Here is a 13,168-nt window from a genome sequence, read left to right as displayed (position 1 = left end):
GGGGAGCTGCGCGACAATCCCCCAGCCTTCGGCCGGGAGGTGCCCCCATCCGATGAGCCGATGGTCCGGGGCGCGCAGGGTCATCCGCACGCCGGTGGTTTCTCGCGCCGGCGCGGCGGAGCCGCATATCAGCAGAGCCCCGCGCCCTCAGCGCTGCGCGTAGAAGGGGTCGGCCGGCTCGTTGCCGCCCGGGGCGACGACGGCGAGGTCGAGACCGCCGTCGAGGCGGATGCGGAGCAGCTCGCTCTCGGTGAGGCTCGCGGCGACCGCCTGGAGCGCGTCAGGGGTGGCGTCCGGGGCGACGATGAGGACCAGCTGGGCGTCCGCCTGTCCGCTCGCGAGCAGGTGCGCGCGGAGGACGACCGCGTGCTTGCCGAGGATCGCGCGCAGCTCGTCCGCGACGCCGGGGTCGCGGACCGCGGCGACATGGGCGCGACCCTCCGCGACCGCGCGCAGCGCCGCGCCGCTCAGCTCGAAGAAGACCGGGCCCGCCAGGTCGATCAGCAGGGCGTCCGCCTGCTCGGACCAGGCCGCCTGGACGGCCTGGGACGCGGGGACGGGTGCCGGGCGCGCGTCGGCGCGCCACGCGGCCAGGGAGGCCAGCGAGGTGAAGGCGGGAAGCCCCTTGCGGCCGTCGGGGGCCTGGATCGTGGGGACGGCCATGTCGCTGGTCTTCTCGTGCTTCAGACCGTGTTCGTCGGTCTCGACCTCGCCGAGGACCGCGACGATGGGGACCATCAGCCGGGCGGTCGCGAGCAGCGCGAGCACCCGCTCCTCGTTCTCGGCCGTCCGCTCGGACGCGTACGCCCCGAGCGCCGCCGCCAGCTGAGGGTCTGCCGAACCGTCGTCACCCGCGAACCCCGGGTCAGGGATGTTCTTGCGCTGCACCCCGCGAGCCTACGCGACCCGCGGGGCGGCTCCCGGCGTCGGGTCAGAAGTCCCGGTACGCGGTGGGCCTGGTCAGGCCCCAGATGATGAAGATGTCGATCGCCATCACGACGACGGCCCAGAAGGGGTAGTACGGAAGCCAGAGGAACTGGCCGACCAGGCTGAGCGCGGCGATGACGACGCCGGCCCAGCGGGCCCACCCCTGGCGGGCCAGCAGTCCCGCTCCGACCAGGACCGCGACGATCCCGAGGCCGATCTGGACCCAGCCCCAGCCGGTCAGGTCGAACTGGTACAGGTAGCGGGCCGTGACGAGGTAGACCTTGTCCTTGGAGACGGCGCTCGCACCCTGCAGGATGCCCAGGATCCCGTTGAGCAGGAGCAGGACCCCGGCGAAGACGGTGGCTGCGGCGGCTGCCCCGCCGCCTCCCCGCCCGGAGGGCCTGGACCCCGCCTCGCTGGATGTGGCTGCCATCGTGAACCTCCTCCGTGAGGTACCGCGACGCGCACGACCGGCCCCGCCGGAACGCGGACGGCGGCGCACGCCACGCGTCGGCCTCCGAACGGCGCGCGCACCTGCCAGCCTCCGGCGATCACCGCGGGCCCGCCAGTCCGGCGGGGCTGACCGGGTGGACCGGCCTCGCCGGAGAGGAGAGGGCAGGAGAGGAGAGGGCTCAGCTGGTGCCGGGGGCCTGGCCGCCGCCGAGGGAGCCGCCGGAGAAGTCGGTGACGCCGGAGACGATCTGGTCCATGACGGAGACACTCGGCGCCTTGCTCGCGATGTCGAAGCCGAGGTGCAGGGCGATCAGCTTGTCGCCGGCCTTGTCCGGGAAGACGACCGTCTCCACCGTGCCGTTGTTGCCGACCTTGGCGTCGACCTGCCAGCGGACCAGGTAACCCGAGCGGCCCGCCACGGTGACGGCCTTCTCCTGGAGCACCTGATGGCCGGTCACGTCGCCGTAGGACTCCTTGACGGCCGCGGTGATGTCCTGCTCGGCCGCCGTCTGGGCGCCGGTGCTGACGGGGGTCTTCAGGGTCTCCGTGTCGGCGCCCGCGTACGAGCAGGTGCTGGCGCCGGAGCCGCCCGAGCTGCCACTGGAGCCGGCGCAGGTGTAACTGCCGAAGGAGCCCGAGGCGTGGCCGTCGGTGGTGGTGCCGCCGGTCCAGCCGCTCGGGAGTGGGATGCTGACGCCGTCGACGACGTCCACGGCGAGGCCCGAGCCGGAGCCGCCGCCACCCTTCTGGCTGCCGCCACCGTTCTGGTTGCCGCCGTTACCGCCGCCCCCGAAGGGGTTCAGCCCGTCGCCGCCGTTCTGGTTCTGGTTGCCGCCGCCGGCGAACGGGCGGGTGCTCGCGGCCGTGCTGCTCTGGCCGTTGCCGTCCATCGCGAAGTAGGTGACGAGCGAGCCGACGCCCATGCCGACGACCGCGGCGACCGCGCCCACCAGCAGCGGGCCGGGCCGGCGGACCGGCTTGGCGGCCGGGGGCTCACCGGAGATGAACACCGTGGTGTCGTCGGTGCGGGTGCTGACGGTCCACTCGGAACCGTTCCACCAGCGTTCGCCGGGCATGGCCGGGTCGGCGGGCTTGGGGTCCGGGTACCAGCCCGCGGGCGGGGGTGCAGTCTCACTCACACCCGGCACCGTACCCGGAACGCGATAAGCATCCGATCAGCCTGCGCTGTCGGTTCGGTCGAGAATGACGTGCGGGACGAAGCGCGCGTACTCGTCCGTGACCAGGCCCGCCGACTCGCGGATGCCCAGCCCGGCGGCCTGGCCGTCCACGACCCAGGCGCCGAGCACGGTGCGGTTGCCGTCGAAGTCGGGCAGCGGGGCGAACTCCTGCCAGCAGTACCGTTCGCCCTCGTCGGGTCGCGGCGCCGCGCCGGTTCCGTCGGTGATCAGCACGCCCGCTCCCTCCCGGCCCAGCAGCGGCTTGGCAACGTGGCGGGTCATGTCGCCGGGGCCGTCGAGGCGGGCCGGGAGCAGGTTGGGGTGCCCGGGGTTGAGCTCCCACAGGATCGCCAGCAGCGCCTTGTTGGAGAGCAGCATCTTCCACGGCGGCTCGATCCAGCAGGTGCCGCCCGCGCCGCCGCCGAGGTCGGCCGTGTCGACGACGTGGCCGCCGAAGGCGTCGCTCGCCAGCCACTCCCACGGGTAGAGCTTGAAGACCGTGCGCATGAAGCGCAGCTGCTCGTCGACGAAGCGCCGCGACAGCGAGTCCCAGCCGACGTCTTCGATCGCGATCGGGACCGTGGCCAGTCCGGCCTGCTGCGCGGTCTCCAGCAGGTACGCCGTGGTGAGCTGGTCCTCGCCGAGGACGTCGTCGCGCGAGTGGGCGAAGTGGACGGGGCCGGGCGCGAGCAGGTGGGCCTGACGGCGCCAGGCCTCGACCAGGCGCTCGTGGATCGAGTTCCACTGGTCCGCGCCGGGGAAGCGGTCCTCCATCCAGAACCACTGCGGGCCGGCGGCCTCCAGCAGGCTGGTCGGGGTGTCGGCGTTGTACTCCAGCAGCTTGGCGGGCCCCGTGCCGTCGTAGCGCAGGTCGAACCGGCCGTAGAGGCTCGGCTGCCTGTCCCGCTCCCACCAGGAGCGGCGCACCAGCGCGGCCAGGCCGGGGTCGGTGATGCCGAGCTCGCGCAGCCGGTTGTTCGCGACGATGTGCTCGGCGGCCTCGAGGCACAGCTCGTGCAGTTCCTCGACGGTGTCCTCCATCGCCTCGACCTCGGCGAGGGAGAAGGAGTAGTACGCGGACTCGTCCCAGTACGGGCGCAGGCTGTCGTCGGGGTAGCGGGTGAGCGGGTAGACCAGACCCTGCTCCTCGACGATCCGCTGCCAGTCCGGGCGGGGGTCGATCCTGTGACGCTGCATGACGGCTGCTCAGCCCCCGCCCGAGCCGTCGCCGTGGCCGCCGAGGCCGCCCCGGCTGATGCCGTGGCTGCCCGAGCCGTCGTCGCTGCCGCCCCGCGAGCCCGATCCGTAGGAGCGGTGGTAACCGTGCACGTAGGTCGAGTCGCCCCCGGCGGCGTACCACTGGTAGCGGTCGCTGTCGGCATACCCGTGACCGGCGGCGTTGTTGCAGTACTTGTCGGCCACGGTCTTGTAGTTCGTGGTGTCGACGCAGCGCTCGTCGGCGTGCCCGGAGCACGAGGTGAGCGCGAGCGCGAGGGAGCCCACCGCTCCGAGTGCCACGCTCCGGGAACGCTTGCGGGTGGGTCTGCTGCCGTCCGGCGCCATGACGTGGCCTCTTACCCCTCTTTTACCGAGCCTGGGACGGCGGCGATTCTAGCCACCGCCCCAGGGCAGGGGAACGGGCAGGTCAGGCCTGCATCGGTCAGGCCTACAGCGGCGTGACGTAGGCGCCGGAGATACCGCCGTCGACGAGGAACTCCGCCGCGGTGATGAAGGCGGAGTCGTCGCTGGCCAGGAAGGCGACCGCGGCCGCGATCTCCTCTGCGTGGGCGAAGCGGCCGACGGGGATGTGCACCAGGCGGCGCGCGGCGCGCTCCGGGTCCTTGGCGAACAGCTCCTGCAGCAGCGGGGTGTTGACCGGCCCCGGGCAGAGCGCGTTGACGCGGATGCCCTCACGGGCGAACTGCACGCCCAGCTCGCGGGACATCGCCAGCACGCCGCCCTTGGAGGCGGTGTAGGAGATCTGCGAGGTGGCCGCGCCCATCTTGGCCACGAAACTCGCGGTGTTGATGATCGAGCCCTTGCCCTGCCGCTGCATGTACGGCAGTGCGGCCTTGCAGCACAGGTAGACGGAGGTGAGGTTGACCTCCTGGACCCGACGCCAGGCGTCGAGGCCGGTGGTGAGGATGGAGTCGTCGTCGGGCGGCGAGATGCCGGCGTTGTTGAACGCGATGTCGACGCTGCCGTAGGTGTCGAAGGCGGCCTTGAACAGCGCCTCGACCTGCTCCGCGTCGGTGACGTCGACCTGGACGAAGAGCCCGCCGACCTCCTCGGCGGCGGCCTTGCCCGCGGTCTCGTCGACGTCGGCGCAGACCACGTTCGCGCCCTCGGACGCCAGGCGGCGGGCGGTGGCGAGACCGATGCCGGACCCGGCGCCGGTCACGACCGCGGTGCGGCCCACCAGCCGACGGCAGACGACCTCTTCAGTGTTCTCGGTGGTCACGGCTCTCCTACTCCTCGGTGCTGATGAAGACGTTCTTGGTCTCGGTGAAGTGCGCGAGCGCGTCCGGGCCGAGCTCGCGGCCGACCCCCGACTCGCCGAAGCCGCCGAAGGGCGTCCAGTAGCGCACGGAGCTGTGCGAGTTGACGGACAGGTTGCCCGCGTTGACGCCACGGGCCATGCGCAGCGCGCGGCCGATGTCACGGGTCCACAGCGAGCCGGAGAGGCCGTAGCGGGTGGCGTTGGCCAGGCGCAGCGCGTCGGCCTCGTCGGTGAAGGGCAGCACGACGGCGACCGGGCCGAAGATCTCCTCGGTGGCGGCGCGGCTGCCGGGGTCCGTCGGCGCGAGCAGCGTCGGGGCCTGCCAGAAGCCGGGACCCTCGGGGGCGCTGCCCTGCGCGAGGACGGGCACGTCATCGGTCAGGTAGGAGCGGACCCGCTCGCGCTGGACGGCGGAGATGAGCGGACCCATCTCGGTGGCGGCGTCGCGCGGGTCGCCGACGCGGACGGCCTCGATCGCGGGGGCGACCAGGGCCAGGAAGTCGTCGTAGACCTCGCGCTGGACCAGGATGCGGGTGCGGGCGCAGCAGTCCTGACCGCTGTTGTCCAGGAAGGACATGGGCGCGGCGGCGGCGGCGCGGGCCAGGTCGGCGTCGGCGAAGACGATGTTGGGGCTCTTGCCGCCGAGTTCGAGGGTGACCCGCTTCAGACGGTCGGCGCAGCGGGCCATGATCTGCTTGCCGACGCCCGTGGAGCCGGTGAAGACGATCTTGCGGACGTCCGGGTGGTCCACGATGGCCTGCCCGGTGATCCGGCCGTGGCCGGGCAGCACCTGGAACAGGCCCTCGGGCAGTCCGGCGTCCAGCGCGATCCGCTCCAGCTTCAGCGCGGTGAGCGGGGTCGTCTCGGCGGGCTTGAGCAGGACGGCGTTCCCGGCCGCGAGCGCCGGGGCGACGCCCCAGGCGGCGATGGGCATCGGGAAGTTCCACGGCGCGATGACGCCGACGACGCCGATCGGCTCGTGGAAGGTGACGTCGAGGCCACCGGCCACCGGGATCTGCCGGCCCATCAGCCGCTCGATACCGCCGGCCGCGTATTCGAGCAGGTCACGGGCGTTTCCTGCCTCCCAGCGGGCGTTGCCGAGGGTGTGGCCGGCCTCGGTGACCTCCAGGTCGGCCAGCTCGTCCACGGCCGCGTCCACGCCGTCGGCGAAGCGCCGCAGCAGCCGGGCGCGGTCGCCGGGGGCGAAGGAGACCCAGCTCTCCTGGGCCTTCGCGGCGCGTTCGACCGCGGCGTCCACCTGTTCGGGTGACGTGGCCGGGATTTCGGCGACAAGCTCCTCGGTGGCGGGATTCAATACCCGCAGAACATCAGAGAGAACGTCAGTCATCTTTTCACGGCTCACATGCGCTCGAAGGAGCGGTAGCGCTCCCAGTCGGTGACGGCGGTGTCGTAGGCGTCCTGCTCGACCTGCGCCATGTTGGCGTAGTGCTGGACGACCTCGGGGCCGAAGGCCGCCTTGGCCAGCTCGCTCGCCGCCCACAGTTCGGCCGCCTCCCGCAGGGTGGTCGGCAGGTGGGCGTAGTCGGCGTCGTAGGCGTTGCCGGTGCAGGGCTCGGGCAGTTCGAGGCGCTGCTCGATGCCGTGCAGGCCGGCGGCGATCATGGCGGCGACGGCGAGGTAGGGGTTGACGTCGCCACCGGGCGCGCGGTTCTCGAAGCGCAGCGAGGGCCCGTGGCCGACGACGCGGAGCGAACAGGTGCGGTTGTCGCGCCCCCACGCCACGGCGGTCGGGGCGAAGGAGCCGGGGCGGAACCGCTTGTAGGAGTTGATGTTGGGCGCGTAGAGCAGCGTCAGCTCGCGCATGGCGGCGAGCTGGCCCGCCAGGAAGTGCCGCATGAGGTCGCTCATGTGGCCCTGTCCGTCGGCGAAGGCAGCCCGGCCCTCGGCGTCGCGCAGCGAGAGGTGGACGTGGCAGCTGTTGCCCTCGCGCTCGTTGTACTTCGCCATGAAGGTGAGCGCCATGCCCTCCTGGGAGGCGATCTCCTTGGCGCCGGTCTTGTAGACGCTGTGCTGGTCGCAGGTGGTCAGCGCGTCGTCGTAGCGGAAGGCGATCTCGTGCTGCCCGAGGTTGCACTCCCCCTTCGCCGACTCGACGACCATGCCGGCGCTGCCCATCTCGTTGCGGATCCGGGCCAGCAGCGGCTCGATCCGGGCGGTGGCGAGCAGCGAGTAGTCGGCGTTGTACTGGTTGGCCGGGGTCAGTCCGCGGTAGCCGCGCTCCCAGGCCTGCTCGTAGGTGTCCCGGAAGACGATGAACTCGAGCTCCGTCCCGGCCCAGGCGGTCAGCCCGAGCTCGGCGAGCCGGTCCAGCTGCTGCCGCAGGATCTGGCGCGGCGAGGCGGGCACGGGCGTGCCGTCCTCCCAGGCCAGGTCGGCCGTGACGAGCGCGGTTCCCGGCTGCCAGGGCAGGCGGCGCAGGGTGCGGAAGTCGGGCTGGAGGACGAAGTCGCCGTAGCCGCTCTCCCAGGAGGCCATCGCGTAGCCGTCGACGGTGTTGAGCTCCACGTCGACGGCGAGCAGGTAGGCGCAGCCCTCGGTGCCGTGTGCGACGACCTCGTCGAGGAAGTGACCGGCCGCGAAGCGTTTGCCCTGGAGCCTGCCCTGCATGTCCGTGAAGGCCACGGCTACGGTGTGGATCTCTCCTGACGCGATGAGATCGCGCAGCGCGTCGAGGCTCAGCAGTCCCCGGCGGGCGGGCGCGTGAGAAGTCATGAGTAGTGCCTCCGGGTGCATCTGGACCGGGTCGGGCGCTTTAAAGGTATGGCCTTGTACCATTGGAAGGGAAGGGGGTGCCATGATCGAAAATGGCGCGTCGGGCGAGGCAGGGGCCCAGTCGGCCGGCGAGGCGGATGCGTACGCCGATCCGTATGCCGCGGTGCTGCGCCCTGTGCGCTCCGGCAACACCTTCGAGGAGACGGTCGAGAAGGTGCTGCAGCTGATCCGGCTCGGCCTGGTGCCGGTCGGCGACCGCCTGCCGCCCGAACGCGAGCTCGCCGACCGCCTCCAGATCAGCCGGGTGACGCTGCGCGAGGCCCTCAAGGTGCTGCAGGACGCGGGCGTCCTGGAGGTCCGCCGCGGCCGCTACGGCGGCGCGTTCGTCCTCGCCCCCGCCGTCGCCCGCCGCGGCGAGCGGCGGCGAGGAGCTGCGCCGCCGCGTCGAGGAGCTCGGCGACCGCCTGGAGGACACGCTGCTGTTCCGTCAGGTCCTGGAGCTGGGCGCGGCCGAGCTGTGCGCGGAGCGGACGCCCGGCGGAGCGGAGGCGGAACGGCTGCGGCAGCTCCTGACCGAGACGGGCGCGGCCTCCCTGGAGGAGTACCGGCGCGTCGACACCCGTCTCCACCTCGCCATCGCCGAGCTCAGCGGCAGCCCGTCCGTCGCCACGCAGTACGCGGCGGTCCGCGCGACGGTCAACGACCTGCTCGACTGCATCCCCCTGCTGCCGCCGAACCTGCAGCACTCCCAGCGCCAGCACGAGGAACTCGTCGACGCCATCCTCTCCGGCGACGCCCCGCGCGCCCGCGCCGCCATGCACGAACACCTCGCCGGCACCGCCGCCCTGCTCCGCGGGTTCCTGTCATGACGGCGCGCCACCCGTGCGCCAGGCCCCGAACCGAGGCCCGGACCGCACCGCGGCCATCCCGCACGGGCGCGGCCTCCACCGCCCTTCCGCAGGGGCGCGGCGAGCCGAGGCGGCTCGCGCCCGCGCGGCTGGGTCGGACACCGGTACCGCCGTCGCGCCCACCGGCACCGCCCGGCTCCGGCCCGGTGGGCACCCGCGGACGCGGAGCCAGGCCTACCGACGACCACCGGCCCGTTCCCCGCACGCGGCGGGCTCGCGCAGGTTCCGACCCCGCAACTGACGAGCTGCAACCCCCTCACCACACACCCGTCAACCCCGGAGGTTCCTCTCGTGTCACGCCCCCTGATCGGTGTCACCACGTATGTCTCGCGCGCCTCCTGGGGCGTCTGGCACGACGCCCCCGCGGAGCTGTTGCCGCGGCAGTACGCCGCGCTGGTGCGGGCGGGAGGGGGGCTCGTGGCGATGCTGCCGCCGGACGAGGAGCCTGACGCCGCCGCCGAGGCGGTCTCCAGGCTCGACGGAGTCGTCATCGCCGGCGGACCGGACGTCGCGCCCGCGCGCTACCGCGCGGCCGCCGATCCGCACACGCAGACCCCGGACGGCGACTCCCTCGCCCGCGACGCCTGGGAGTCGGCCCTGATCCACGCCGCGATCGAGCAGCGTGTGCCGCTGCTCGGCATCTGCCGGGGGATGCAGCTGCTCAACGTCGCGCTCGGCGGCACCCTGACGCAGCATCTGCCCGACGTGCTGGGCGGCAGCAAGGACCACTCGCCCGTCCCCGGCGTGTACGGCCGCCACATCGTCTCCGCCGTTCCGGGCACCCGGACCGCGGAGATCCTCGGCACCGAGAAGCTCGACGTCCCGACCTACCACCACCAGAGCGTCGCGACGCTCGGCGCGGGCCTGCGGGTCTCCGCCCACGCTCCGGACGGCACCGTCGAGGCGCTGGAGTCCACCGCACCCGACTCGCCCTTCCTCCTCGCCGTCCAGTGGCACCCGGAGCAGGACGACGACCCGCGGCTCGCCCAGGCTCTGGTCGCCGCGGCCTCGGGACGCTGACCCCACGGCAGGTCCCGCAGAAAGATCACAGACAAAGGCGAAACCTCTCGCCAGGCCGGTCCGGGCGGACGAGACTGTGCGCATGCCGACGACCAACAGCACCGACAGCGGTGCACCGCAGTCGCAGTCACCGTCCGGCCCGACCGGCCCGACCGACGCCGCCACCCCGTTCCACTCGCTCGACGCCTTCCTCGCCGTCCCCCGGATCGGCGGGCTCGACCTCTCACCCGACGGGAGCCGGCTCGTCGTCTCCCTCGCCGAGCTCTCCGCCGACGGGACCCGCTACCTCTCCTCGCTGTGGGAGATCGACCCGCAGGGCGAGCGGCCCGCGCGGCGGCTGACCCGCTCGGCGAAGGGCGAGTCCGCCCCGGTCTTCCGGGCCGACGGGACGCTGCTCTTCCTCTCCGCCAGGCCCGTCGCCGACCCCGGCAAGGACGAGCCGGAGGAGGGGGAGGCTGCGCTGTGGGCGCTGCCGGCCGACGGCGGCGAGGCGCGCCGGCTGCTGACCCGCCCGGGAGGCGTGGGCGCGTTCGCCGCCGCCCGCGCGGCCGACCGGCTCGCCGTCGTCTCCGGTCTGCTGCCGGGCGCCGCGGACGCCGAGGGCGACGCGAAGCTGCGCAAGGCACGCAAGGAGGCGAAGGTCTCGGCGGTCCTGCACGAGACCCCGCTCGTGCGCTACTGGGACCACGACCTCGGCCCGGACACCCCGCACGCCTTCGCGCTCTCCGGCGCCGACCTCGACGCCGCCGCCGACGCAGCCGAAGCCGGAGCCACAGCCGGGACCGCGCCCGTGTCCGTCGTCGACTGCGGCCCCACGACCGTCCACGAGCCGAGTGTGACCGTCTCGCCCGACGGTTCGCTCGTCGCCTACACCGTCCTCACGCCCTACCCGGGCGGCGAGTTCCGCGAGACGATCGTGGTCGCCGACGCGGCCACCGGCAAGGAGCTGCGCCGGATCGGCTCCCCCGACGCGGAGTTGAGCGACCCGGTCTTCACCGCCGACTCCCGTTCGCTGTTCTGCCGGCACTCCACGCCCAGCGACTGGGACAACAGCAGCCACGCGTCGCTCTGGCTGGTCAGGGACGCGACCGACGCGCAGGACCCCGGGCACGACGTCGCGCCGGGCTTCGCCAACTGGCCGAGCGGCGTCACCGTTTCGCCCGTCGCAGGCGACACCGTCGTGTACTTCGTCGCCGACGAGCTGGGCCGCTCGCCGATCTTCCGGCTCGACACCGCCGACGGCACGATCACCCGGCTGACCGCCGTGGTCGGGTCGAGCGCCTACACGGGCCTCCGCGTCTCCCCCGACGGGTCGACCCTGTTCGCGCTGCGCAGCGCGATCGACTCGCCGCCGACGCCGGTGCGTCTGGACGCCGCGCTGGCGGACCAGACCCCGACGGTGCTGCGCGCGCCGGGCGACGTCGGCACGGTGCCCGGCCGCCTGGTCGAGGTGGAGACCACGGCCGAGGACGGGCAGCCGCTGCGCGCCTGGCTGGTCCTGCCGGAGTCCGCCTCCGCCGCGGAGCCCGCGCCGCTCCTGCTCTGGGTCCACGGCGGTCCGCAGATGAGCTGGAACGCCTGGACCTGGCGGTGGAGCCCCTGGGTCGCCGCCGCGGCCGGCTACGCGGTGCTGCTGCCGGACCCGGCCCTGTCCACCGGCTACGGCCCGCACATGCACGCGCGCGGCTGGGGCGACTGGGGCGGCGCCCCGTACCGGGACGTCCTGGCGCTGACCGACGCGGCGCTGGCCCGTGAGGACCTGGACGCGACCCGCACGGCCATGATGGGCGGCTCGTTCGGCGGCTACATGGCCAACTGGATCGCCACGCAGACGGACCGGTTCAAGGCCATCGTGACCCACGCGAGCCTGTGGAACCTGGACGGCTTCGCCGGCACCACCGACGCGTCGTTCTACTGGCGGCGCCACTTCGGCGACCCGCTGACGCAGCGTCAGCGCTACGAGGGCTCCTCGCCGCACCGGCGCGCCGACAAGATCCGCACGCCGATGCTGGTGGTGCACGGCGACAAGGACTACCGGGTTCCGATCAACGAGGCGATCGCGCTCTGGAGCGACCTGACCCGGTTCGAGGTCCCGGCGAAGTTCCTGTACTTCCCGGACGAGGGCCACTGGGTGCTCAAGCCCAACAACGCCAAGGTCTGGTACAGCACGGTGCTGGCCTTCCTCGCCCACCACGTGCTGGGCGAGGAGTGGCAGCGCCCCGAGCTGGTCTGACGACCGTTCGCCCGGTCGTTCGCCCGGTGGTTCGCCTGGTGGTTCGCCCGGTGGTTCGCCCGGCCGTTCACCCTGCGGAGGTCAGACCGGGAAGGTGACCCCGGTGAGCTCCTGCGACACCGTCCACAGCCGCTGCTGTGCGGCGGTGTCGTAGGAGGCGGGCGTGGAGCGGACCAGCTTCGGCGCGCCGCGCATCTGCTGGAAGCCGCTCGGGCCGTAGTACTGCCCGCCCTGCGCCTGCGGGTCCGTCGCCGCGCGCAGGGACGGCAGCGCGCCCTGCTCGGCGGGCTGCGCGAGGAAGGGCTCGACCAGGACCCGGTTGGCGGGCTGCATCCATGCGGGCAGATGGCGCGTCAGCTCGGTGCTGGAGTAGCCGGGGTGCGCGGCGACGGCGACGGTCCGGGCTCCGGCGGCGTCGAGGCGCCGCTGGAGCTCGTAGGCGAAGAGCAGGTTGGCCAGCTTGGACCGGCCGTAGGCGGTGATGCGGTTGTAGCCGCGCTCGGACTGGAGGTCGTCGAAGTTCACGCCGCCGCGCGCGAACTGGTGCGCGAGGCTCGCCACGACCACGACGCGCGAGCCGGGCACCTCCAGCAGCCGGTCCAGTACCAGCCCGGTGAAGGCGAAGTGCCCCAGGTGGTTGGTGCCGAGCTGGAGTTCGAAGCCGTCGGCCGTCTTCCCGTAGGGCGGGAACATGACGCCGGCGTTGTCGACGAGCAGGTCGATCCGGTCGAAGCGCTCCCGCAGTTCGGCGGCCGCCTCGCGCACGGAGGCCAGCGAGGCCAGGTCCAGCGCGAGCAGCTCCGCCTTGCCGCCGCCCTGCCCGCCCACGACCTCGGCCGCGGCGGCGGCCCGCTTCGGGTCACGGCAGGCGAGCACGACCGTGGCACCTCGGGCCGCCAGCACCTTGGCCGTCTCCAGCCCGAGGCCGCCGTTGGCGCCGGTGACCACGGCCACCCTGCCGGTCTGGTCGGGGACGTCGGCTGCATTCCAGGCCATCGCGGGCCCTCCGGATTCGGGACGAGAGAAAGTGAACACTGTTTACACTGGGGTGCGCCCGATGCTCCTCCCGCGTCCGCACGGTGTCAAGCAGACGAGCTCAGCGGCAGCTCAGCGGCGCCTCGACGCCGCCCCAGGCCGCGTCCAGCGCGGTGCTGTCGGTGGGTTGCGGCAAGATGAGCCCATGAGCCGAACCGCGCCCGGCGCCACCGCTGCCCCC

11 protein-coding genes and 1 pseudogene are annotated in these 13,168 nt (G+C 73.1%); 3 read left to right on the top strand and 9 right to left on the bottom strand.

Features of this window, described 5'->3' with window-relative positions; all coding sequences use genetic code 11:
- Positions 1–147: 147 nt before the first annotated feature.
- From TR49_RS17455 to TR49_RS17420, 8 genes are all read right to left on the bottom strand, one after another.
- Complete coding sequence (locus TR49_RS17455) at positions 148–888, bottom strand: SseB family protein (RefSeq protein ID WP_042382752.1); 741 nt, start codon at positions 886–888, stop codon at positions 148–150.
- A gap of 43 nt (positions 889–931) precedes the next feature.
- Entirely contained in the window at positions 932–1,360 is a 429-nt protein-coding gene (locus TR49_RS17450; RefSeq protein ID WP_042382747.1) for a DUF7144 family membrane protein, read from the bottom strand.
- 199 nt (positions 1,361–1,559) lie between these two features.
- Positions 1,560–2,519, bottom strand: coding sequence for a DUF2510 domain-containing protein (locus tag TR49_RS17445; protein WP_160311614.1), 960 nt, complete (start codon positions 2,517–2,519; stop codon positions 1,560–1,562).
- A gap of 36 nt (positions 2,520–2,555) precedes the next feature.
- A complete protein-coding gene (locus TR49_RS17440; RefSeq protein ID WP_042382746.1) occupies positions 2,556–3,755 on the bottom strand; it encodes a glutathionylspermidine synthase family protein in 1,200 nt (399 codons plus the stop codon).
- Between the two features lie 9 nt (positions 3,756–3,764).
- Positions 3,765–4,076 (bottom strand): hypothetical protein, encoded by a 312-nt coding sequence (locus TR49_RS17435; protein WP_236653408.1) that lies wholly within the window; start codon positions 4,074–4,076, stop codon positions 3,765–3,767.
- Positions 4,077–4,224: 148 nt separating this feature from the next.
- On the bottom strand, positions 4,225–5,019 hold the full coding sequence (locus tag TR49_RS17430) for a 3-oxoacyl-ACP reductase (protein WP_042364311.1): 795 nt from the start codon (positions 5,017–5,019) through the stop codon (positions 4,225–4,227).
- 7 nt (positions 5,020–5,026) lie between these two features.
- Positions 5,027–6,406 carry an aldehyde dehydrogenase family protein gene (locus TR49_RS17425; protein WP_042382742.1) on the bottom strand — a complete coding sequence of 460 codons (1,380 nt, stop codon included), beginning with the start codon at positions 6,404–6,406 and terminating at the stop codon, positions 5,027–5,029.
- 11 nt (positions 6,407–6,417) lie between these two features.
- Entirely contained in the window at positions 6,418–7,791 is a 1,374-nt protein-coding gene (locus TR49_RS17420; protein ID WP_042382740.1) for a glutamine synthetase family protein, read from the bottom strand.
- An 82-nt stretch (positions 7,792–7,873) separates the two neighbouring features.
- On the opposite strand from TR49_RS17420, the pseudogene TR49_RS41565 reads away from it, so the two are divergent.
- The 3 genes and pseudogenes from TR49_RS41565 (at position 7,874) to TR49_RS17400 (ending at position 11,952) form a co-directional block, all read left to right on the top strand.
- A pseudogene (locus TR49_RS41565) lies at positions 7,874–8,660 on the top strand (FadR/GntR family transcriptional regulator).
- Positions 8,661–8,990: 330 nt separating this feature from the next.
- Positions 8,991–9,719: a gamma-glutamyl-gamma-aminobutyrate hydrolase family protein gene (locus TR49_RS17405; RefSeq protein ID WP_042382736.1), complete on the top strand. Its 729-nt coding sequence runs from the start codon at positions 8,991–8,993 to the stop codon at positions 9,717–9,719.
- Between the two features lie 82 nt (positions 9,720–9,801).
- Entirely contained in the window at positions 9,802–11,952 is a 2,151-nt protein-coding gene (locus tag TR49_RS17400; RefSeq protein ID WP_084724971.1) for a S9 family peptidase, read from the top strand.
- 81 nt (positions 11,953–12,033) lie between these two features.
- Here TR49_RS17400 and TR49_RS17395 read toward each other — a convergent pair whose 3' ends face one another.
- Entirely contained in the window at positions 12,034–12,948 is a 915-nt protein-coding gene (locus TR49_RS17395; RefSeq protein WP_042382734.1) for an oxidoreductase, read from the bottom strand.
- Between the last annotated feature and the right edge of the window lie 220 nt (positions 12,949–13,168).

This window comes from Streptacidiphilus melanogenes, assembly GCF_000787835.1.
Taxonomy (GTDB): Bacteria; Actinomycetota; Actinomycetes; order Streptomycetales; family Streptomycetaceae; genus Streptacidiphilus; species Streptacidiphilus melanogenes.
The sequence above is the reverse complement of the archived record's forward strand: the minus strand, read 5'-3'. Positions and strand labels throughout refer to the sequence as shown.

Excerpts from the sequence above, each read along its gene's own strand:
- TR49_RS17450 (WP_042382747.1), bottom strand. The coding sequence starts at position 1,360 with ATGGCAGCCACATCCAGCGAGGCGGGGTCCAGGCCCTCCGGGCGGGGA.
- TR49_RS17440 (WP_042382746.1), bottom strand. The coding sequence starts at position 3,755 with ATGCAGCGTCACAGGATCGACCCCCGCCCGGACTGGCAGCGGATCGTC.
- TR49_RS17425 (WP_042382742.1), bottom strand. The coding sequence starts at position 6,406 with ATGACTGACGTTCTCTCTGATGTTCTGCGGGTATTGAATCCCGCCACC.
- TR49_RS17420 (WP_042382740.1), bottom strand. The coding sequence starts at position 7,791 with ATGACTTCTCACGCGCCCGCCCGCCGGGGACTGCTGAGCCTCGACGCG.
- TR49_RS17400 (WP_084724971.1), top strand. The coding sequence starts at position 9,802 with ATGCCGACGACCAACAGCACCGACAGCGGTGCACCGCAGTCGCAGTCA.
- TR49_RS17395 (WP_042382734.1), bottom strand. The coding sequence starts at position 12,948 with ATGGCCTGGAATGCAGCCGACGTCCCCGACCAGACCGGCAGGGTGGCC.